We start from the raw sequence: 21,254 nt of genomic DNA, 5'->3' as shown, positions 1-21,254 counted from the left end.
GGCAGCAGGGCCCCCGATACCGGGTGGGGGTCGGCCGATGACGGCGGCCTGCCCCTCCGGGGTCTCCGGGTGGGAGGGATTACGGGAGCGGGGTGGGGCGGCCGGGCTGCTCGCCGCCGCGCTCCTTGGTGTACGTCGCGGTCGGCACCATCACCTTGCGGCGGAAGACGCAGACGACCGTGCCGTCCTGCTTGTACCCCTTGGTCTCGACGTACACGATGCCGCGGTCGTCCTTGGACTTGGACGGCCACTTGTCGAGCACGGTGGTCTCGCCGTAGAGGGTGTCGCCGTGGAAGGTCGGCGCGATGTGGCGCAGCGACTCGATCTCCAGGTTGGCGATCGCCTTGCCGGAGACGTCCGGGACGGACATGCCGAGCAGCAGCGAGTAGATGTAGTTGCCCACCACGACGTTCTTGCCGAAGTCCGTCGTCTTCTCCGCATAGTTGGTGTCCATGTGGAGCGGGTGGTGGTTCATGGTGAGGAGGCAGAAGAGGTGGTCGTCGTACTCGGTGACCGTCTTGCCGGGCCAGTGCTTGTAGACCGCGCCGACCTCGAACTCCTCGTAGGTGCGTCCGAACTGCATGGCGTCAGGCCTCCGGGATCTCGAACTTGGTGGTGCGCTCCATGCCGGCGGCCCGGCCCTTGCCGGCGATGACCAGGGCCATCTTGCGGCTGGCCTCGTCGATCATCTCGTCGCCGAGCATCGCGGAGCCCTTGGCGCCGCCCGCCTCGGAGGTGCACCAGTCGTAGGCGTCGAGGATCAGCTCGGCGTGGTCGTAGTCCTCCTGCGAGGGCGAGAAGATCTCGTTCGCGGCGGCGACCTGGTCCGGGTGCAGCACCCACTTGCCGTCGAAGCCGAGGGCGGCGGAGCGGCCGGCGACCTCGCGGTAGCCCTCGGCGTTGCGGATCTGCAGGTAGGGGCCGTCGATCGCCTGCAGGTCGTTGGCGCGGGCGGCCATCAGGATGCGCATCAGGATGTAGTGGTAGGCGTCGGCGCCGTAGCCGGGCGGCTGCTCGCCGACGACCAGGGACTTCATGTTGATCGAGGCCATGAAGTCGGCGGGGCCGAAGATGATGGTCTCCAGCCGGGGCGAGGCCTCGGCGATGGCGTCGACGTTGATCAGGCCCTTGGCGTTCTCGATCTGCGCCTCGATGCCGATCTTGCCGACCTCGAAGCCCATGGTCTTCTCGATCTGGGTGAGCAGGAGGTCGAGCGCCTTGACCTGCTCGGCGTCCTGGACCTTGGGGAGCATGATGCAGTCGAGGTTGGGGCCGGCGCCCTCGACCACGGTGATCACGTCGCGGTAGGTCCAGTGGGTGGTCCAGTCGTTGACCCGGACGACCTTGGTCTTGTTGCCCCAGTCGCCGTTGTTCAGGGCGTCGACGATGTTGTGCCGGGCGCTCTCCTTGACCAGCGGGGCGCAGGCGTCCTCCAGGTCGAGGAAGACCTGGTCGGCCGGGAGGCCCTGGGCCTTCTCCAGGAAGCGCGGGTTGCTGCCCGGCACGGCGAGGCAGGAGCGGCGGGGGCGGAGACGGTTCACGTTCGTCATGAGGGTGGTTCTGTTCCTTCCCAGTGGTCAGCTGGTCAGCTGGTCAGTTCGAGGCCGGGGTCGGTGCGGGCGTCCACGGCTGGAGCTTGTTGGCGAGCCGGATCTCGTCCACGATCCGGCCGATGATGGTCGTGATGCCGAAGTCCTTCGGGGTGAACACGGCGGCGACGCCGGCGGCCTTGAGGGCCTCGCCGTCCGCTGCCGGGATGATGCCACCCACGATCACCGGGACATCCTGCACCCCGGCGCGGTCCAGGCGCTTGAGGACGTCGGGCACCAGCTCGCAGTGCGCGCCGGAGAGGATCGACAGGCCCACGCAGTGGACGTCCTCCGCGACGGCGGCGGAGACGATCTGCTCCGGGGTCAGCCGGATGCCCTGGTAGACCACCTCGAAGCCGGCGTCGCGGGCCCGGACGGCGATCTGCTCGGCGCCGTTGGAGTGCCCGTCCAGGCCGGGCTTGCCGACCAGCAGGCGCAGCTTGCCGGCGCCCAGCTCCGCGGCGGTCGCGGCGACCGCGGCGCGGACCTGCTCCAGCTCCCCGCCGGGTTCGGCGGCGACCGCGACGGGCGCGCCGCCGACGCCGGTGGGGGCGCGGTACTCGCCGAAGACCTCGCGCAGGGCGAAGGACCACTCGCCGGTGGTGACGCCGGCCCGGGCGCAGGCGAGCGTGGCCGGCATCAGGTTGGCCTCGGTGGCGGCGACGGCCTTGAGCCCTTCCAGCGCCTCCTGGGCGGCGGCCTCGTCGCGCTGTCCGCGCCAGGCCTCCAGGGCGGCGAGCACGGACCGCTCGGAGGCCGGGTCGACGACCATGATCGCGGTGTCGAGGTCGGCGGTGAGCGGGCTCGGCTCGGTGGTGTCGAAGCAGTTGACCCCGACGATCTTGTCCTCGCCGGACTCGATCCGGGCCCGGCGGGCGGCGTGCGAGGAGACCAGGTTGGACTTCAGGTAGCCGGACTCGACGGCGGGGATCACCCCACCCATCTCCAGCACCTTGGCGATCTCGGCCTCCGCGCCGGCCAGCAGCGCGGCGGTCTTGGTCTCGATCACCTCGGAGCCGTTGAAGATGTCGCCGTACTCCAGCAGGTCCGACTCGTACGCCAGGACCTGCTGGATCCGCAGCGACCACTGCTGGTCCCAGGGCCGGGGAAGGCCGAGCGCCTCGTTCCAGGCGGGCAGCTGGACGGCCCGGGCGCGGGCGTCCTTGGAGAGGGTGACGGCCAGCATCTCCAGGACGATCCGCTGGACGTTGTTCTCCGGCTGGGCCTCGGTCAGGCCGAGGGAGTTGACCTGGACGCCGTAGCGGAAGCGGCGCTGCTTGGGGTCCGTCACGCCGTAGCGCTCCAGGGTGACCTTCTCCCAGAGGCGGGCGAAGGCGCGCATCTTGCACATCTCCTCGACGAAGCGCACGCCGGCGTTCACGAAGAAGGAGATCCGGGCGACCACCTCGCCCATCCGCTCGGCCGGCACCTGGCCGGAGTCGCGGACCGCGTCGAGCACCGAGATGGCGGTGCACATCGCGTACGCGATCTCCTGGACGGGCGTCGCCCCGGCCTCCTGCAGGTGGTAGCTGCAGATGTTGATCGGGTTCCACTTGGGGATGTTGCCGACCGTGTAGGCGATCATGTCGGTGATCAGCCGCACCGACGGGCCGGGCGGGAAGACGTGCGTCCCGCGCGACAGGTACTCCTTGACGATGTCGTTCTGGGTGGTGCCGGTGAGCTTGGCGATGTCGGCGCCCTGCTCCTCGGCGACCACCTGGTAGAGCGCCAGCAGCCACATCGCGGTGGCGTTGATCGTCATGGAGGTGTTGGTCTGTTCGAGCGGGATGCCGTCGAACAGGGCGCGCATGTCGCCGACGTGGCCGACCGGCACGCCGACCCGCCCCACCTCGCCGCGGGCGAGGACGTGGTCGGAGTCGTAGCCGGTCTGGGTCGGCAGGTCGAAGGCGACGGACAGGCCGGTCTGGCCCTTCGCCAGGTTCCGCCGGTAGAGCGCGTTGGAGTCGCTCGCGGTGGAGTGGCCGGCGTAGGTGCGCATCAGCCAGGGCCGGTCGCGCTTCTGGGGCTCGGTCATCGGAGGCGTCTCACACGTTCCGGAAGCGGTTGATGGCGGGCAGGTGCTTCTCGCGCAGCTCGGCGTCGCGCACGCCCAGGCCCTCCTCGGGGGAGAGGCAGAGCACGCCGACCTTGCCCTGGTGCTTGTTGCGGTGCACGTCGAGGGCGGCCTGGCCGGTCTCCTCCAGGGAGTAGACCTTGGACAGGGTCGGGTGGATCTTGCCCTTGGCGACCAGGCGGTTGGCCTCGAAGGCCTCGCGGTAGTTGGCGAAGTGCGAGCCGACGATGCGCTTGAGCGACATCCACAGGTAGCGGTTGTCGTACTGGTGCATGAAGCCGGAGGTGGAGGCGCAGGTGACGATGGTGCCGCCCTTGCGGGTGACGTACACCGAGGCGCCGAAGGTCTCGCGGCCCGGGTGCTCGAAGACGATGTCCACGTCCTCGCCGCCGGTGAACTCGCGGATCTTGGAGCCCAGGCGCTTCCACTCGCGCGGGTCCTGGTTGTTCTCGTCCTTCCAGAACTTGTAGCCCTCGGCGGAGCGGTCGATGATCGCCTCGGCGCCCATGGCGCGGCAGATGTCCGCCTTGGCCTCGCTGGAGACCACGCAGATCGGGGTGGCGCCGCCGGCCAGCGCGTACTGGGTGGCGTACGAGCCGAGGCCGCCGCTGGCGCCCCAGATCAGCACGTTGTCCCCTTGCTTCATGCCGGCGCCGTTCTGCGAGACCAGCTGGCGGTAGGCGGTGGAGTTGACCAGGCCGGGGGAGGCGGCCTCCTCCCAGGTGAGGTGCTTCGGCTTGGGCAGCAGCTGGTTGGTCTTCACCAGCGCGATCTGGGCCAGGCCGCCGAAGTTGGTCTCGAAGCCCCAGATGCGCTGCTCCGGGTCCATCATCGTGTCGTTGTGGCCGTCCGGGGACTCCAGCTCGACCGAGAGGCAGTGCGCGACGACCTCGTCGCCCGGCTTCCAGGCGTTGACGCCCGCGCCGGTGCGCAGCACGACGCCCGCGAGGTCGGAACCGAGGACGTGGTACGGCAGGTCGTGGCGCTTGGTGAGCGGGGACAGCCGGCCGTAGCGCTCCAGGAAGCCGAAGGTGGAGACCGGCTCGAAGATCGAGCTCCACACGGTGTTGTAGTTCACCGAGCTGGCCATGACGGCCACCAGGGCCTCGCCGGGGCCGAGCTCGGGCAGGGCCACCTCGTCGAGGTGGAGGGACTTCCGGGGGTCCTTGTCGCGGCTGTCGAGGCCCGCGAACATCTGCTCCTCGTCCTTGTGGAGCGTCACCGCTCGGTAGGACTCGGGGAGCTTGATCGCGGCGTAGTCCTCCGACGTGGCGTCGTTGCTGAGGATCGCGTCGAGGATTTCCTGCATGGCTGCCTCCGAAGGCGTACCTGTGTGAGGGTCACAGGGCGTCTGGGGGAGCCGGGAGCGGACACCGGCTTCGCTGAGGTGGGTGGTGGGCGGGTCAGGCTGGGCGCCCGGTGTGGACCGGGCCTGTGCTGGCTCTGCTCCCGGGGTGTGGGAACGCCGGACGACGGCGCGCCGAGGTGGGGAGCCGCGGCGCCGCGACTGGTGAGTAACAAGGTAGTGGCACCCTGTGCCACTCGTAAAGACACCGGGTGTCAGCAATTCCGGGGCTCCGGAACGGGCCGGAACGGCGCGTGACGCGCGTTGCGCGGGCATGGCGAAGGCCCGCGTCGAGAAGTCGACGCGGGCCTTCGATACCGCTCTGACCTGCGAAAATGCTGGGGCTATGACTCCCGGGCGCTGCTCAGTGCGGCCCGGATGCTGTCCACCACGACGTCCAGCGGAGCGTCCGTCCGGGCGACTGTGATGAGCACCTCACCTCCGGGGCTGGCACTCAGTGCGCTCTCCGCCACGATGTCACCGGGCACCCCGTTGGCACCGGGTGCCACCACGGATCCCCGACGTCTCGCCCCCGGGGCGCTGGAGGCCCAGAAGGTCCGCCGGATCACCTCGAAGGAGTGGTCCAGCTGCTCCTCCACGTTTCCCCGGCCGCCGGCCCGCAGCCAGCGCCGCAGCACGTGGTTGTGCGCCGCGACGACCGCCGCCGCCGACACCTCGGCCAGCATCGAGTCGTCCTCGCCGCCGCGCTGCCAGCCGGACGGGATGGGCTCGCCGGTGTCGAAGCGGCCCAGCAGGTACCGGGTGAACAGCCGCTCGTAGCGGGCCACCACGGCGATCTCCCGCTCGCGCAGCGCCGGGACCTGACGGATCAACTGGTACCGCGCGACCGACACCCCCGGGGTGGAGGCGTACATCCGCAGCACCTCCTTGATGCCGCGGCAGACCACGTCCAGCGGGTGCTCCTCCGGCTCGGCGCTGGCCAGCAGGTCGGCCACCCGGACGAGGGTGTCGTCGTGGTCGGGGAAGATCGCCTCCTCCTTCGACCGGAAGTACCGGAAGAAGGTGCGCCGGGCCACCCCTGCGGCGGCCGCGATCTGGTCGACCGTGGTCTCCTCGTAGCCCTGCGAGGCGAACAGCTCCATCGCGGCCGTGGCCAGGTCCTGACGCATCTGCTGGCGCTGCGCCGCCGCCCGGCGGCTGCCCGGCCCGCCCTCCGGCCCGGTGCCGCCGGTCGAGGGGGTCGTCCGGTCGGCGCCGTGCGAACCGGCGGGGTGCTGCGGGGAGGCTGACTGAACCCGATCCATGTCCGGAACGCTACACGGCCCCGGGGGCGCGGCCGCGGGCCTTCCCCGGCGCACCGGGGCGACCGGACCGGTGACGGCCGGCCGCGGCCAGCGGGAGGACACCGTCCCGGGGCTCCAGCCGGGGCGCCCGACGGACGCGGCCCCGAGCGGCGGCGCGCCGTTGCCGTGGGCCGCGGCGCCGTACGGAGCTTGCCCGGCGGGCGTGCCGGGCCCCTGCGGGCCGCCGCCCCCGGTCTGCGGCGTGGTCACCGGCGCGCGTGGTCGCGGAAGCCGCGGCCGGTCTTGCGGCCCAGGCAGCCCGCCGCGACCAGGTGCTCCAGCAGCGGCGCGGCGGCCAGGCCGGGCTCGCGGAACTCCTGGTGCAGCACCTGCTCGATGGTCAGCGAGACGTCCAGGCCGACCACGTCCAGCAGTTCGAACGGGCCCATCGGGTAGCCGCAGCCGAGCTTCATCGCGGTGTCGATGTCGTCCACCGTCGCGTAGTGCTCCTGCAGCATCCGCACCGCGTCGTTCAGGTAGGGGAAGAGCAGCGCGTTCACGATGAAGCCGGCCCGGTCGCCGCACTCCACCGGGTGCTTGCGGACCTTGGCGGTCAGCTCCAGCACGGTGGCGGTGACGTCCGGCGCGGTCAGCACGGTGGAGACCACCTCGACCAGCTTCATGGCCGGCGCCGGGTTGAAGAAGTGCATGCCGATCACGTCCTGCGGCCGCGAGGTGGCGGTCGCGCAGCTGATCACCGGCAGCGAGGAGGTGGTGGTGGCGAGCACCGCGCCCGGCTTGACGATCTTGTCCAGGGTGGCGAACAGCTCCCGCTTGACCTCCAGGTCCTCCGCCACCGCCTCGACCACCAGGTCCACCTCGGCCAGCTCGGCGTACCGGCCGACCGGGGTGACCAGCGCCAGCGCGGCGTCCCGCTGCTCGGCGGACATCCGGCCCTTGGCGACCGAGCGCTCCAGCGACCTGGCCAGCTGCGCCTTGGCCCGCTCGGCCTTCTCCTCGCTGCGGGCCGCCAGCAGCACCGGGTGCCCGGCCTTGGCGAAGACCTCGGCGATGCCGGTGGCCATCGTGCCCGAGCCGCAGACGCCGACGGTGCGGACCTCGCGGCCCGGCACCTTCGGCAGGGCCGGCCCGGTGGCCGCGTCCACGGCCTTGGACGAGCCCGGCGCCTCGTAGGTGTAGAAGCCCCGGCCGGACTTGCGGCCCAGCAGCCCGGCCGCGACCAGCTGGCCGAGGATCGGGGCGGGGGCGTGCAGCCGGTCCCGGGACTGCTCGTACATCGCCTCCAGGACGGTGCGCGCGGTGTCGACGCCGATCAGGTCGAGCAGCGCCAGCGGGCCCATCGGCAGGCCGCAGCCGAGCCGCATCGCGGCGTCGATGTCCTCCCGCGAGGCGTACTTGGACTCGTACATCGCGGCGGCCTGGTTCAGGTACGCGAACAGCAGGCCGTTCACCACGAAGCCGGCCCGGTCGCCGGCTGCCACCGGCTCCTTGCCGAGGTCGCGGGCGAACGCGGCGGCGTCCTCCGCGGTCCGCGGGGAGGTCAGCACGGTGCGGACCACCTCGACCAGCTTCATGGTGTGCACCGGGTTGAAGAAGTGCAGGCCCAGCACCCGCTCCGGACGGGCGGTCGCGGCGGCGATCCGGGTCACCGAGAGCGCGGTGGTGCCGGTGGCCAGCACGGTGCTCTCCGGGCAGATCCGGTCCAGCTCGGCGAAGATCTCCCGCTTCAGCTCCAGCTGCTCGGGCACCTCCTCGATCACCAGGTCGGCGTCGGCGGCGGCCGCCAGCTCGTGCCCGACCGAGATCCGGGCCAGCAGTCCGGCGCGCTCCTCGGCGGTGAGCCGCTCCCGGTCGACCGCGTGCGCGGTCGCCTCCTCGATCCGGGCCAGGGCCCGGGCGGCCGAGTCCTCGGAGGCTTCGATGCCGATCACCCGGCGGCCGCTCTTGGCGACCGCCACCGCGACGCCGGCACCCATCGTGCCGAGGCCGACGACGGCGACGGCGGGGAAGGGACGCTCCATGTCCTGACTCCTAGTCATGAAGGGCCCGCGCGTGCTCCGGCGGGCACGCCGCCGCGCCCGGAACGCCGGGGGCGGCCGCCGCCGGAGGAGGGTTCACGCGCGGGGGCTTGGGGAGATGACGGGTGCGGCATGCCCGGGCAGCGGCCGGTCCGCTCCGGCCGAACTGCGGGTGTGCCGTGGTACTCAGGCGCTCGAGGTGAAGGAAGCGACGCTGATACGAGGAGGAACCCGGCCCGCCGCGGTTCGCGGCACCGGCCGGTGAAGACGCACGGCGCGGACGCCGCAGACACGGCGACCGCAGGCCCCCGCCGGTGCGGCTCCCGAAGCCCGGCGGTGGTGCGTGCGGCCACTGTAGCGAAGCTACTCACGGGTAGGAAGAGGGTGTGAGCGGAAAACCGTTCGGGCGCCGGGCCGCGCTTCGCTAGGGTGATCGACGCGGGGGCGGCTCCGCGGCGTGCTTCCTTCTCACTCATCTCCAAAATGACCCGAGTGCGCCCACTCTCCGCCCCCGCTTTGTCATACCTACCGGGGGAAGAGCAGTGAAGAAGCCGAGCGCCATGACGCCCGAGACCGGCCTGGACGCCTACCTGCTGCGCCGCCACGGCAGGATCATGGTCGCCGCCGGGGCCCCGCCCGAGGAACCGCGGCCGTGGACGGCGACGGCGATCACCCTGCTGGAAGCCGACCTGGCCGAGCGCGGGTACGTCCTCACCCGCGAGCTGCGCGCCGCCCTCGCCCGGCTGCGCCAGGCCGACCTCACCGCCGCCGGCACCCGGCTGCTGGCGGGCATCGACGCCATGCTCGGCGCCGACCGCCGCCACACCCCCCTGTTCCGCCGTTTCCCCGACGGGGTGCCCGCGCACGCGCGCGCCGACTACTCCGCGACCGTCCGCGGCTACCTGCTCAGCCAGAGCAGCCAGATCTGCCTGGTCTGCGACCGCAGCAGCCTGGAAGCCGGGATCGGCGCCCTCGCCCCCTGCGCCCACCTGCTGTGCGGCGACTGCTACGAGGACCTGGTCGTGTGCTTCGACGACCGCCGGTGCCCGGTCTGCCTCACCCCGCTGGAGCGCGAGCGCCACCTGAAGCCCGACACCAAGGGCGCCCGCGCCGTCGCCGAGCGCCTGCGGGCCGATCAGCCGCTCAAGCCGCTGCGCCTGGCCGGGACCGTGCTGATCGGCACCGAACTGGCCGCCCTGCTCGCCCGGCGGACCCCGCTCAGCCCGCAGGACCGCGAGGACCTCGCGCTGCTGCTCGACCACGCCCCCGCCGACCCGGCCGACTGGCTGCCCGCCGAGATCCCGGTCCGGGAGAGCCGCGCCACCGTGCTGGCCGCCCTGCTGCGCCGCGACCCGGAGCGCACCCGCCCGCTGCTCGCCGGCCACCTCACCACCGCCACCGACGTGCTGCGGCTGATCTGGGCGTGGTCCGGCGCCGAGCCCGACCTGCTGCGGGAGACCGCCCGCACCCTGCGGCTGCGCAACCTGCCCCGCCCGCTGCGCCGCGAACTGCTCGCCGTACTGGACGCGTTCCCGGTCGGCACCCTCGCCGAGGACCTGCGCCGCCACCGGCAGCCCTGGCTGCGGGCCGGCGAACTGCTGCACCCGTACGAGCACCGCGACCGCTTCCCGTACGCGGCGGCCGCCTTCGCCGTACTCCGGCAGACAGATCTCGATCTGCACGGCCTCGGCCCGCAGCTGCGCGAGGCGCCCGCCCCGCTGCGGGTGCGCGAGACGCCCGGCGGGCACACCCGGCTGACCGTCGAGACCTTCGCCGCCGCCGTCGAGCACGCCCTCCAGCAGGGCGACCTGCCCGCCGCCGTCGGGCTGCTGACCCGCCGCCCGGGCGAGCTGGTGCGCCGACTGCACCACCTGCTGCGGGTGCACGAGACCTGGTTCCCCGGCGAGCCGCTGCCCGCCGAGCTCACCGAGGCGCTGCCCGGAGCGCTGCGCGCGGTCGCCCCCGGCCCGCTGCTGGGCGCGTACGGGCGGCTGCGCGCGCCGCGCGGGGCCGGCGAGCGGCGGCTGTACTTCCCGCGCGGCCGGGTCGCCTCGGCGCACTCCCGCTTCGACTGGGGCACGCCCGTCCCGGCCGGGCTCAGTGCGCCGGTCTGCGCGCTGATCGAGGCCGAACTGCTGCGCCGGGCCGAGCGGTCGGCGCGGGAGGCGGGGCGCTACGAGGTGGCCGTGCTGGACGCCGGGCTGGCCGACCTGGTGGTGCCCTTCGCCGAGCGCGCCAGCGCCAAGACCCTGGTCGCCGTACCGCGCGGCAGCGTGCAGCGGCTCCCGGACGGGCAGCGGCTGCGGCTGTTCGTGCACTGGATGCAGCGCCCGAACCAGCGGGTGGACCTCGACCTGTCGGTCGCCTTCTACGACGAGCAGTGGCGGTTCACCGGCCTGTGCGACTACACCCGGCTGGTCCTCGGCGCCCGCGCCGCCGTGCACTCCGGCGACTTCACCACCGCCCCGCCGCCGCACGGCGCCACCGAGTTCGTCGACCTCGACCTGCCCGCGCTGGCGGGCACCGGCGCCCGGTACGCCGTGGTGGTGGTGTTCAGCTACAACGACATCCCCTTCGAGGACCTCACCGACGCCTTCGCCGGGTTCATGACGCTGGACCCGGCCGACGCGGCCGACGCGGCCAAGCACCGCAAGGGCGCCTTCCGGCCGAAGGACGTCCGCCAGCGGCTCGACCTCGCCGGGGACGCGAAGATCTGCGTGCCGATGATCGTCGACCTCGGGCAGCGCAGCCACACCTGGACCGACCTCAACCCCGGCTCCGGCACCGGGTTCCACAGCCTCGACCGGCACCACGCCAGGATCGGCTCGCTGGCCCAGGACGTCCTGGCGCACTTCGCCGCGGGCTCCCGGGCCACCCTCTGGGACCTCGCCTGCGCGGCCGCCGCGGCCGGCAGCGACGAGGTGCTGGTCCGCGACCGGACGGGCCGCGGGCTGGGCGCCTACCACCGCGGCGCGGACGAGCCGGTGGCCGACTTCGCCGCGCGGGTGCGCGGGCGCCACGCGAGCGACCGGCGCACCGAGCAGCCGGCCGACGACACCGCCCGGCTGATCGCCGAACGCCTCGCCGGCACCAGGGCGTTCGCGGCGCTGGTGCACGCCGACGTGCCGGCCCCGGCCGGGGCGCACGGGACGCTCTACCGGCTCTACCCGGGCCCGACGGACGCCGCCCCGGACGCCCTGGAGCGGATCACCGCGGGGGAGCTGGTGGCCCGGTTCGCCCCGAACGGGTGAACGGGTGGACGGGCATCCGTTTGAATCACTCGATAGGGGAGTTACGGAAGCCCAACCGGCGGGGCAGCATGGGGACATGACCATCGGAACCGTCACCGCCGACGCCACCGCGCCCGGGCCCGGGTCCGCCCAGCCGTCCGGTGCCGCCGGCCCGCTCGGCCCCGCCGCCGTCGCGCTGCCCCCGCGCGCCGAGCGGGCCGAGCGCGCCGAGGAGGCCGCCGACCGGCTGCGCACCGCCGCCGTCGAGGCGGTGGCCGTCACCTGGGTGGACAACGCGGGCATCACCCGGGTCAAGGCCGTGCCGCTCGGCGGTCTGGCGCACGCCGCGCAGTGGGGCGTCGGCACCGCGCCCTGCTTCGACGTCTTCCTCGCCGACGACGCGATCACCACCAGCCCGATCATCGGCGGCCCCACCGGGGACCTCCGGCTCTACCCCGACCTCGACCGGGTCGTCCCGCTGGCCGCCCAGCCCGGCTGGGCCTGGGCCCCGGGGGACAGGTACACCCAGGGCGGCGCCCCGCACCCGGGCTGCCAGCGGCTGTTCGCCCGCCGGGCGCAGGCCGCGGCCGCCGAGCGCGGGCTGAGCCTCAAGGCCGGCATCGAGGTCGAGTGGGTGGTCGCCCTGGCCGGCTCCCCGCAGGAGGAGCCGCGGTACCCGACGCACGGCCCCGCGTACGGGATGCACCGGCTCACCGACCTCTCCGACTACCTGCGGGACGTCCTGCGCGCCCTCCGCGAGCAGGGGCTGGAGGTCCTGCAGATCCACCCCGAGTACTCCCCGGGCCAGTTCGAGGTCTCGGTCGCCCCCGAGGGCCCGGTCGGCGCCGCGGACACCTCCGTCCTGGTCCGGCACACCGTCCGGGCCGTCTCCGCCGCGCACGGCCTGCGGGTCTCCTTCGCACCGGTGGTCGAGGCGGGCGCGGTCGGCAACGGCGGGCACCTGCACCTCAGCCTCTGGCGGGAGGGGCGCAACCTCGGCCACGGCGGCCCCGGGCCGCACGGCCTGACGGCCGAGGCCGAGGGCTTCCTCGCCGGTGTGCTCGACGCCCTGCCCGAACTCCTGGTGCTGGGCTGCTCCAGCCCGGCCGCGTACCTGCGGCTGGTGCCCTCGCACTGGGCCGGCGCCTACCAGTGCTGGGGCCTGGAGAACCGCGAGGCCGCGCTGCGCCTGGTGACGGGCTCCACCGGGGAGCGGGCCGCCGCCGCCAACGCCGAGGTCAAGTGCTTCGACGCGAGCGCCAACCCGTACCTGGCGGTCGGCGGGGTGATCGCGGCCGGCCTCGCCGGGCTGGACCAACGCCTGGCGCTGCCGCCGGAGTTCACCGGTGACCCGGCCGCCGCAGAGCCCGGCACGGTGCCCCGGCTGCCGACCGGCCCGGCCGAGTCGCTGGCCGCGTACGAGCGCTCGGCGGTGCTCCGCGAGGCGCTCGGCGAGCCGCTGTACCAGGCGGTGCTGGCGGTGCGCCGGGCGGAGAGCGAGCAGTACGCGGCGGCCGGCCCCGAGGAGGTGGCCGCGGCCACCCGCTGGCGGTACTGACCGGTGGTCCGGCCGGAGGCGCCCGAGCTGGTCGACCACCACTGCCACAGCGTGGTGGCGGCCGAGCTCACCGACGACGCCCTGGCCGGGCTGCTCACCGAGTCCGACCGGCCGCCCGCGCCCGGCTGCTCGCCCTTCGACAGCGCGCTCGGCCTGGCCGTGCGCCGCTGGTGCCCGCCCGTGCTCGGCCTGCCGGCGCACGCCCCGGCCGCCGACTACCTGGCCCGGCGGCGGGAGCTGGGCGCCGCCGAGGCGACGGCCCGGCTGCTCGCCGCGGCCGGTCTGACCACCTGCCTGGTGGACACCGGGCTGACCACCGCCGCGGGCCGGCCGCTGCTGCCGCTCGGCGAACTGGCCGAGGCCACCGGGGCGTCGGTGCGCGAGGTGGTCCGGCTGGAGACGGTCGCCGAGGCGGTCACGGCCGGCGCCGGGGACTGGCCGCGGGCCGTCGCCGAGGCGCTGGCGGCCGCCGCCGAGGGGGCCGTCGCGGTCAAGTCGGTGCTCGCCTACCGGCACGGCCTGGCCGCCCCGGCCGAACGGCCCTCCCGGGCGGCCGTGGTGGCCGCGGCCGGCGCCCGGCTGCGCGGCGGGCCGGGCCGGCTGACCGACCCGGTCCTGCTGCACCACCTGCTCTGGACGGCCGTGGACGTCTGCGCCGGGCTCGGCCTGCCGATCCAGCTCCACACCGGCTTCGGCGATCCGGACCTCACCCTGCACCGGGCCGACCCGTCCCTGCTGACGGACTTCGTGCGCGCCGCCGAGCCCAGCGGAGTCCCCCTGGTGCTGCTGCACTGCTACCCGTACCACCGCCAGGCCGCCTGGCTGGCTCAGGCCTTCCCGACGGTCTTCACCGACCTCGGGCTGACGGCCTCCTACACCGGCCCCCGGGCGGCGGCGGTGCTGGGCGAGATGCTGGAGCTGGCACCGTTCGGAAAATTGCTCTTCTCCACGGATGCTTTCGGGCTACCCGAACTATTTTTGGTGGGCACCTGTCAGTTCCGGCACGGACTGGCTCTGTTGTTGGACGGTTGGCAGGCGGACGGAGCGTGTTCCGAGGCCGACGCGGGCCGGCTGACGCGGTCGATCGCCGCCGACAACGCGCGGCGGCTGTACGGCTTGTAGCGGCATCGTGGCCGCCCAGCGGGGGCGTGGGCGGGTCGGCCCGGCCGCCGTTCGGAAGTGCGCGGTCGCACGTCGGCGAAGCATCACTTTTTAACACTCTTGAATCTGTTGTTCTTGTTGACCTGCGGACTTCTGCCCTCTGCTGTTGTTCTTGATGTGACGATTAGATGACTACCTCTTGCGCATCTCATCGAATATTCATTAACGTCCGGGTCATTCTCAGTGCACCTGCCAACCGCAGCTGCCGCATGACGACTCGGGAGGGCCAACCCCAATGAGAGTTCCTCGGATCAGCCGGACTCGGTACGCGGCAGTGGGCCTCGTGCTCGCCACCGCCGGCGCCCTCGCGCTCCCGACCGGCACCGCGGTCGCGGCTCCCTCGGCCGACCCGACCCCCGGCCCGCTGCTCAGCTACGTCGTCAACACCAAGGCCAACCACGGTCAGGTGCAGAAGGTCGAGCAGGCCGTCAAGAGCCTCGGCGGCACGGTGGTCTACTCGTACGACCAGATCGGCGTCGTCATCGCCCGCTCGACGGACACCAAGTTCGCCGAGAAGCTGCGCCTCGCCAAGGGCGTCGACTCCGTCGGTTCCAGCCGCACCAAGGGCATCACCGCCGCCGACACCCAGAAGGCCGAGGTCGCCGCCGAGCCCACCGCCGCCCCGGCCCCCGGCCAGGAGCCGCTCGAGGCCAACCAGTGGGACATGCGCCAGATCGGTGTCGACAAGGCGCACAAGATCTCGCTCGGCAGCCGCAACGTCACCGTCGGCGTGCTGGACTCCGGCATCGACGCGACCCACGAGGACCTGGCCGCCAACGTGGACGCCTCGCAGTCGGTCTCCTGCGTCGAGGGCGGCAAGCCGAACACCGACTGGAAGGCCTGGCAGCCGGGCGTCGACGGTGACCACGGCACCCACGTGGCCGGCACCATCGCCGCCGCCAAGAACGGCAAGGGCATCGTCGGCATCGCCCCGAACGTCAAGCTGGCCGCGGTCAAGGTCGTGGACGACGGCGGCTTCATCTACCCGGAGTACGCGATCTGCGGCTTCGTGTGGGCCGGTGAGCACCAGTTCAAGGTGACCAACAACAGCTACTACATCGACCCGTGGATGTTCAACTGCCCGAACGACAAGGACCAGGCGGCCGTCACCGCCGCCGTCAAGAAGGCCGTCGCGTTCTCGCAGCGCAAGGGCGTCCTCAACGTCGCCGCGGCGGGCAACGAGAACATCGACCTGGCGCACAAGACCACTGACGTCTCCAGCCCGGACGACACCACCCCCGGCACCCGTCCGATCACCAACGACTGCCTGTCGCTCCCGACCGAGCTGCCCGGCGTCGTGGTCGTCTCCTCGGTCGGCGTCACCGGCGACAAGGCGTACTACTCCAGCTACGGCAAGGGCGTCGTGACCGTCACCGCGCCCGGTGGCGACCGCCGCTACCAGATCCCGGACACCCCGGACAAGAACGGCCGCATCCTGTCCACCATCCCCGGTGGCAAGTACGGCTACATGCAGGGCACTTCGATGGCCTCCCCGCACGCCACCGGCGTGCTCGCCCTGCTCGCCAGCACCTTCCCGTGGGCCAGCCCGGACGAGCTGACCGAGATGCTGACCAGCCAGGCCGAGTCCCACCCGTGCCCGACCGGCGACTTCAACCCGGGCGGTGCCGGTGAGTGGAAGGCCACCTGTGAGGGCGGCGCGGACGACAACGGCTTCTACGGCGCCGGCCTGATCAACGCCGAGAAGGCGGTCCAGTGGTGGCGCTGAGGCGCTGACCGCGACGACCGCTGACCGCCGAGTCGGTGGACTCGGTCGAGTCATCTGATCGCTGAGCCGGGGAGCGGGCCCACACGGGTCCCGCTCCCCGGTTGCGTTTGAGTACCCGTACTCAGGCCGCCGCGCTCGCCGCCGCCCAGGATGGATCCGTAACCGACGGAGTCACCACAGGAGTTGAGCGGCATGGCACAGACCCTCCCGGGACGGCCGACCCTGCCCGGCAAGCGGAACCTGCTCGCGGCGGCCCTGGGCGTGGGCCAACTGCTGCTCGCCGCCCCGATGCTGGCCACCCTGGTGACCGGCGGCCTGGTGGTCGCGGTGATGGGCCTGGCCGCCGGGGCCTCGGCGCTGGCGCTGCTGCCCCTCGTGCTGCTGCTCGCCGCGGGCCCGCTGCTCGGCCTGGGCATCACCGCGCTGATCGTCCGGGGGCAGCGCTTCCCCCGGGGGGTCGGGTTCCCGGTGGTCAGCTTCGGCCTGCTGCTGGGCACGGCGGTGGAGTACTTCGGCTGGATCCGCCCGGCGCTCGGCTGAGCCCGGCCCGCCCGGCCCCGCCCGGTCAGTCCTCGTCGGACGCGTCGACGTGGTGCTCCCAGACCGTCTCCACCGAGGGCTTGCCGTGCAGGTCCGGCACCTCCCGCAGCCAGGCCGGCCGCCCGGCCCGGGTCCGGGCCGCCCGCCGCCGCTCGGCCTCGCGCAGCTGCTCCGGTGTGGCGAAGCCCTCCGGCAGCCACTCCTCGGAGAGCACCACCCGGGCCGCCAGGTGGGTGACGTACGCGTGCCGGACGGCGTCCACCGAGTCGAAGCCGGGCTCGTCGGCCAGCCACTCGTCCGGGACGAGCGCCACGACCTCCTCCAGCAGCGGCACGGTGACCAGCGGGCCGAGCTCCTCGTCGGCCAGCCGGACGTCCGGGGCCGCGCCGCCGAGGGCGTGCGCGCTGAGGTCGTAGCGCTTGCCGACCGCCGCCTCGGCACCCGCCCAGCGGTGGTGGAAGATCAGCGCGGCGCCGTTGTCGATCAGCCAGAGCCGGCCGTGCCAGACCACCAGGTTGGGGTTGTGCACGGAGCGGTCGACGTTGCCGGTGAGCGCGTCCAGCCAGACCACCCGGCCGGCCTCGGCGGAGTCCACCGCGATCATCCCGGGCCGGAAGTCCCGCGCGCCCGGCAGCAGGTCCATCCCGAGGTTGAGGCCCGCGCTGGCCTTGAGCATGGACTGGATCTCGGCGTCCGGCTCCTCCGCGGCGACGGCCGGGTCGAAGTCCACCAGCCGCAGCTCCGGCACCCGCAGACCCAGCCGCCGGGCCAGCTCACCGACGATCGCCTCGGCGATCAGCGCCTTGCGCCCCTGCGCGGCCCCGGTGAACTTGACCACGTACGTCCCCAGGTCGTCGGTCTCCACCACACCGGGTACGGAGCCGCCGGCCCGCAGGGGATCGACGTAGCGCACTGCAGTCACCAGATCGAGCACATCGGCCACCCTATCCCGCCGCGTCCCGGGCGTGACCCTGTGATTGGCTTGCCGCTGAGAGCGCGACCCACCACACGAGGAGAGCAAGGTCATGGGACAGGTGCAGGCCACCACCGAGCGGGACTACGACGCCGCGCCCGAGCGGGTGTACGAGGCGCTGGCCGACTACCAGGTGACCCGCCCGAAGCTGCTGCCCGCGCAGTACAGCGAGTACGAGGTCAGGGTCGGCGGCACCGGCGCCGGCACCCAGGTGCACTGGAAGCTGCAGGCCACCGAGAAGCGGGTGCGCGACTGCCTGTTCACCGTCTCGGCGCCGCAGCCCGACCAGCTGGTGGAGAAGGACGCCAACTCCAGCATGGTGATCACCTGGACCGTCGCGGCCGCGGGCGAGGGCCGCACCAAGGTCACCGTGACCGCCACCTGGCAGGGCGCGACCGGCATCGGCGGCTTCTTCGAGCGCGCCTTCGCGCCGAAGGGCCTGAACCGGATCCACGACGAGGTGCTGGCCAACCTGGCCGCCGAGGTGCGCTGACCCTTCGCCCCGCCATCGGCCCGACCGCGCGGCCGGCAGCGCGATTCGGGCGCGTAGGTCCATCGACGCGCCCGAATCGCTCGGCGTTTCGAGCGGCTCGGCCACCCGTACGACCGGCAAGCCGTACGGGTGGCCGAACCGCCACCTCCGGGTGACGAGGGCCACCCGGCACGGGGGAGCGACCCTAGGCTCGCCGCCGTGCATATGACGATCCTTCACATTTCGCAACCGGTGGACGGCGGGGTCGCCCGCGTCGTGACCGACCTGGTCCGGGGGCAGCGCGAGGCCGGCCACCGGGTGCTGGTGGCGTGTCCGCGCGGCGGGCGGCTGGCCGAGGAGTCCGCCGCGGTGGGCGCGCTGGTCCAGGACTGGCCCGCCGGCCGCTCGCCGGGCCCGGGCACCGCCGGAGAGGCCTGGCGGCTGCGCCGGATCGTCCGGGCCGCCGCGCCCGACGTGGTCCACCTGCACAGCGCCAAGGCCGGGTTGGCCGGCCGGCTGGCGGTGCGCGGCGCCGTCCCGACGGTCTTCCAGCCGCACGCCTGGTCCTTCGCCGCCGTCGACGGCGCGCTGGCCGCCGCCACCCTGCGCTGGGAGCGCTTCGCCACCCGCTGGGCGCACCGGCTGCTCTGCGTCAGCGTCCAGGAGCGGGCCGACGGCGTGGCCGCCGGGGTGCACGCCGACTGGGCGGTGGTGCCCAACGGCGTCGACGTCCGGCACTACGCGCCCGCCGACCGCCGGGCCGCCCGGATCGCGCTCGGCCTGGACCTGGACGCCCCGCTCGCGGTCTGCGTCGGCCGGCTGTGCCGGCAGAAGGGCCAGGACGTGCTGCTGGAGGCCTGGCCGGAGGTGCTGCGCCGGGTGCCGCAGGCCCGGCTGGCGCTGGTCGGCGGCGGGCCGGAGGAGCAGCGGGTGGCGGAGCTGGTCCGGGAGACCGCCGAGCCGTCCCGGGTACGGCTGGTGGGCGACGTGGCGGACCCGCGCCCGTGGCTGGCGGCGGCCGACCTGGTGGTGCTGCCCTCGCGCTGGGAGGGCATGGCGCTGGCCCCGCTGGAGGCGATGGCGGCCGCCCGTCCGGTGCTGCTGACCGACGTGCCGGGGGCGCGGGAGTGCCTGCCGCCGGCCGAGCGGGCGCAGTCGGTGGTCCCGCCGGAGGACGCGTCGGCCCTCGCCACCCGAATGGCGGAAGCGCTGTCCGATCCGATCGAGTGCGAGCGACGCGGTTCCCGGCTGCGCGAGCACGTGGTCGCCCGGCACGACGTGCGCACCGTGGTCGAACAGGTGGACGTCCTCTACCGCCATCTGCTGGGTGCCGGACCCTCGGCGGGACGGCGCCGGGCCCGTGTCCCACAGCGGATCTGATCGTTTCACATGCCGTGAATGCCCGCCGCTCCGGCGCTGTCGTATTCGCACCCTCAACCGGATATGGGGCGAGGCGTCAAATCAGAAATACCTATTAATGGGCGGCTGGAATGAAACGGCAAGTCAACTTCCAGCCCTTGGCGCCCGGTTCGGTATTGTCAGATTTTGCCTGCTTCGTTCAGATTTCATACCGGAAATTCACGGCTGAGCCCCTCGCGACCGAGTCCTTCCCGACCGGCCCCTCAGCGATCGGCCCCGCCACGGGAGATCCGAATGCCGCCAGCGGCAGCAGGTGCTGTCAGGACCGCGCCCACCGGGCCGGGACGGCCGCCCCGCGCCAACCGGTGCCGGGGCACCGTCACCCCGGGCACACAGCAGGGGAGATCGTGCGCTGATGACCATTGACCACGACAGTGTGCCGCGATCGGGCGTGCCCCTGTCCGGCATCCGACGGCAGGGCACCGGACTGCTCGACCGCCCGGCGGGAGCGGCGCAGAGCCGGACGGTCCCGGCCGCCCGCCGGCACCGCGGGGCGGTCCGCAACCGGCTGGCCCTGCCGCTCGCCCTGGTCCAGGCCGACGCCATCGCGCTGTGCTCCGCCACCGGCATCGCCAACCGGGCCGTCGACCCGTCCACCCCGCTCGACCCACTGCTCGGCGTCCCCGCCGTCCTGCCCCTGCTGATCCTGCTCAACCTGGCCGGCGGCCTCTACCGGGCCCGGCTCACCCTGTCCGTCCTGGACGAACTGCCCGCGCTGGCCGCCCGGGCGGTGGTCGCCGCCGCCTTCGCCGTCACCCTGTCCGGCTGCCTGGGCCGCCGCTGGCCCGACTGCGGCCCGGCCACCCTCGCCCGCCTCACCGTCCTGCTCGGCGCCCAGCTGCTGATCGCCACCGCCGGCCGCGCCGTCCTCTACCACCTGGTCCGGCGGATCCGCCGCAGCCGCCCCAGCCCCGTCCTGGTGCTCGGCGCCGGAGCGCTCGGCCGCCGGATCGCCGCCGCCCTCGGCGAGCACGGCGAGTACGGGATGCGCCCGGTCGGCTTCCTCGACGCCGACCCGCCGCTGCTGGCCGGCGACACCGGCCTGCCCGTCCTCGGCGGCCGCGAGGTCCTGGAGCGCGAGGTGCGCCGGCACCGGATCCAGCACGTGATCGCCACCGCCGGCGCCGCCGACGAGGCCGAGACCGCCGCCGCCCTGCGCGAGGCCGCCGGGCTCGGCTGCCAGGTCTGGCTGGTGCCCGCGCTGCGCGAGTTCGGCTCGCTGCCCACCGCCCCGATCGCCGGCGGCGACCACCTGTGGGGCTTCCCCTGCCTGCGGGTCGACCGCCCGGCCATGCGCCGCCCCGGCTGGGCCGCCAAGCGCGCCCTGGACATCGCCGCCGCCGCGACCGGCCTGCTGCTGCTCGCCCCCGTCCTGGTGCTCTGCGCCCTCGCCGTCCGCTTCGACACCGGCCCCGGCGTGCTCTTCCGCCAGCAGCGCACCGGGCTGGACGGCAAGGTCTTCACCGTCCTCAAGTTCCGCACCCTGCGCCCGAGCAACGAGCACGAGTCGGCGACCCGCTGGAACATCTCCCAGGACCACCGGATGGGCGCCGTCGGCCGGCTGCTGCGCAAGAGCTCGCTGGACGAGCTGCCGCAGCTGTGGAACATCCTGCGCGGCGACATGAGCCTGGTCGGCCCGCGCCCCGAACGGCCCTACTTCGTCATGCGGTTCGGCCAGGCCTACCCCGAGTACGCCGACCGCCACCGCGTCCCGGTCGGCCTCACCGGCCTGGCCCAGGTCAACGGCCTGCGCGGGGACACCTCGATCGAGGACCGGGCCCGGTTCGACAACCGCTACATCGAGAGCTGGAGCCTCTGGCAGGACGTCAAGATCCTGTGCCGCACCGCGGTCCTGATGCTCCACCCGGACGGGAGCTGACCCGC

15 protein-coding genes are annotated in these 21,254 nt (G+C 73.5%); 8 read left to right on the top strand and 7 right to left on the bottom strand.

All coding sequences use genetic code 11. From position 1 onward, the window contains the following. Positions 1-79 precede the first annotated feature (79 nt). The 6 genes from ACYP53_RS00770 to ACYP53_RS00745 form a co-directional block, all read right to left on the bottom strand. Positions 80-583 (bottom strand): MaoC family dehydratase, encoded by a 504-nt coding sequence (locus ACYP53_RS00770; RefSeq protein WP_189916314.1) that lies wholly within the window; start codon positions 581-583, stop codon positions 80-82. A gap of 4 nt (positions 584-587) precedes the next feature. Further along, a complete protein-coding gene (locus tag ACYP53_RS00765) occupies positions 588-1,550 on the bottom strand; it encodes an HpcH/HpaI aldolase/citrate lyase family protein (protein WP_189916313.1) in 963 nt (320 codons plus the stop codon). Between the two features lie 43 nt (positions 1,551-1,593). Then, positions 1,594-3,624, bottom strand: a complete 2,031-nt coding sequence (locus ACYP53_RS00760; RefSeq protein ID WP_189916312.1) for a protein meaA — start codon at positions 3,622-3,624, stop codon at positions 1,594-1,596. A gap of 10 nt (positions 3,625-3,634) precedes the next feature. After that, entirely contained in the window at positions 3,635-4,972 is a 1,338-nt protein-coding gene (gene ccrA / locus ACYP53_RS00755; protein WP_189916311.1) for a crotonyl-CoA carboxylase/reductase, read from the bottom strand. 380 nt (positions 4,973-5,352) lie between these two features. Continuing rightward, complete coding sequence (locus ACYP53_RS00750) at positions 5,353-6,273, bottom strand: TetR family transcriptional regulator (protein ID WP_459646359.1); 921 nt, start codon at positions 6,271-6,273, stop codon at positions 5,353-5,355. Positions 6,274-6,518: 245 nt separating this feature from the next. Continuing rightward, positions 6,519-8,294 (bottom strand): 3-hydroxyacyl-CoA dehydrogenase family protein, encoded by a 1,776-nt coding sequence (locus tag ACYP53_RS00745; protein ID WP_189916309.1) that lies wholly within the window; start codon positions 8,292-8,294, stop codon positions 6,519-6,521. A gap of 557 nt (positions 8,295-8,851) precedes the next feature. Here ACYP53_RS00745 and ACYP53_RS00740 point away from each other — a divergent pair. The 5 genes from ACYP53_RS00740 to ACYP53_RS00720 all read left to right on the top strand — a co-directional run bounded on the left by ACYP53_RS00740 (position 8,852) and on the right by ACYP53_RS00720 (position 16,506). Beyond that, entirely contained in the window at positions 8,852-11,542 is a 2,691-nt protein-coding gene (locus ACYP53_RS00740) for an MXAN_6230/SCO0854 family RING domain-containing protein (protein WP_459646358.1), read from the top strand. Between the two features lie 76 nt (positions 11,543-11,618). Beyond that, positions 11,619-13,079 (top strand): type I glutamate--ammonia ligase, encoded by a 1,461-nt coding sequence (locus tag ACYP53_RS00735; RefSeq protein ID WP_459646357.1) that lies wholly within the window; start codon positions 11,619-11,621, stop codon positions 13,077-13,079. A gap of 3 nt (positions 13,080-13,082) precedes the next feature. After that, complete coding sequence (locus ACYP53_RS00730) at positions 13,083-14,201, top strand: amidohydrolase family protein (RefSeq protein WP_189916306.1); 1,119 nt, start codon at positions 13,083-13,085, stop codon at positions 14,199-14,201. A 322-nt stretch (positions 14,202-14,523) separates the two neighbouring features. Then, on the top strand, positions 14,524-15,966 hold the full coding sequence (locus ACYP53_RS00725; RefSeq protein WP_229928605.1) for a S8 family peptidase: 1,443 nt from the start codon (positions 14,524-14,526) through the stop codon (positions 15,964-15,966). A 192-nt stretch (positions 15,967-16,158) separates the two neighbouring features. After that, a complete protein-coding gene (locus ACYP53_RS00720) occupies positions 16,159-16,506 on the top strand; it encodes a hypothetical protein (RefSeq protein WP_189916304.1) in 348 nt (115 codons plus the stop codon). Between the two features lie 25 nt (positions 16,507-16,531). Here the strand turns inward: ACYP53_RS00720 and ACYP53_RS00715 are convergent, their stop codons facing one another. Continuing rightward, complete coding sequence (locus ACYP53_RS00715) at positions 16,532-17,440, bottom strand: HipA family kinase (protein ID WP_459646356.1); 909 nt, start codon at positions 17,438-17,440, stop codon at positions 16,532-16,534. A gap of 91 nt (positions 17,441-17,531) precedes the next feature. On the opposite strand from ACYP53_RS00715, the gene ACYP53_RS00710 reads away from it, so the two are divergent. The 3 genes from ACYP53_RS00710 to ACYP53_RS00700 all read left to right on the top strand — a co-directional run bounded on the left by ACYP53_RS00710 (position 17,532) and on the right by ACYP53_RS00700 (position 21,249). Next, complete coding sequence (locus tag ACYP53_RS00710; RefSeq protein WP_459646355.1) at positions 17,532-17,972, top strand: SRPBCC family protein; 441 nt, start codon at positions 17,532-17,534, stop codon at positions 17,970-17,972. A gap of 204 nt (positions 17,973-18,176) precedes the next feature. Further along, positions 18,177-19,331 (top strand): glycosyltransferase, encoded by a 1,155-nt coding sequence (locus ACYP53_RS00705; RefSeq protein WP_189916301.1) that lies wholly within the window; start codon positions 18,177-18,179, stop codon positions 19,329-19,331. 394 nt (positions 19,332-19,725) lie between these two features. Further along, positions 19,726-21,249, top strand: a complete 1,524-nt coding sequence (locus ACYP53_RS00700; RefSeq protein WP_189916300.1) for a sugar transferase — start codon at positions 19,726-19,728, stop codon at positions 21,247-21,249. The last annotated feature ends 5 nt before the right edge of the window (positions 21,250-21,254 follow it).

The organism is Kitasatospora sp. Ki12 (assembly GCF_054601375.1).
The sequence above is the reverse complement of the archived record's forward strand: the minus strand, read 5'-3'. Positions and strand labels throughout refer to the sequence as shown.

Excerpts from the sequence above, each read along its gene's own strand:
- ACYP53_RS00760 (WP_189916312.1), bottom strand. The coding sequence starts at position 3,624 with ATGACCGAGCCCCAGAAGCGCGACCGGCCCTGGCTGATGCGCACCTAC.
- ACYP53_RS00720 (WP_189916304.1), top strand. The coding sequence starts at position 16,159 with ATGGCACAGACCCTCCCGGGACGGCCGACCCTGCCCGGCAAGCGGAAC.
- ACYP53_RS00700 (WP_189916300.1), top strand. The coding sequence starts at position 19,726 with ATGACCATTGACCACGACAGTGTGCCGCGATCGGGCGTGCCCCTGTCC.
- ACYP53_RS00750 (WP_459646359.1), bottom strand. The coding sequence starts at position 6,273 with ATGGATCGGGTTCAGTCAGCCTCCCCGCAGCACCCCGCCGGTTCGCAC.
- ACYP53_RS00740 (WP_459646358.1), top strand. The coding sequence starts at position 8,852 with ATGACGCCCGAGACCGGCCTGGACGCCTACCTGCTGCGCCGCCACGGC.
- ccrA (WP_189916311.1), bottom strand. The coding sequence starts at position 4,972 with ATGCAGGAAATCCTCGACGCGATCCTCAGCAACGACGCCACGTCGGAG.
- ACYP53_RS00765 (WP_189916313.1), bottom strand. The coding sequence starts at position 1,550 with ATGACGAACGTGAACCGTCTCCGCCCCCGCCGCTCCTGCCTCGCCGTG.
- ACYP53_RS00770 (WP_189916314.1), bottom strand. The coding sequence starts at position 583 with ATGCAGTTCGGACGCACCTACGAGGAGTTCGAGGTCGGCGCGGTCTAC.
- ACYP53_RS00705 (WP_189916301.1), top strand. The coding sequence starts at position 18,177 with ATGACGATCCTTCACATTTCGCAACCGGTGGACGGCGGGGTCGCCCGC.
- ACYP53_RS00710 (WP_459646355.1), top strand. The coding sequence starts at position 17,532 with ATGGGACAGGTGCAGGCCACCACCGAGCGGGACTACGACGCCGCGCCC.
- ACYP53_RS00745 (WP_189916309.1), bottom strand. The coding sequence starts at position 8,294 with ATGGAGCGTCCCTTCCCCGCCGTCGCCGTCGTCGGCCTCGGCACGATG.
- ACYP53_RS00735 (WP_459646357.1), top strand. The coding sequence starts at position 11,619 with ATGACCATCGGAACCGTCACCGCCGACGCCACCGCGCCCGGGCCCGGG.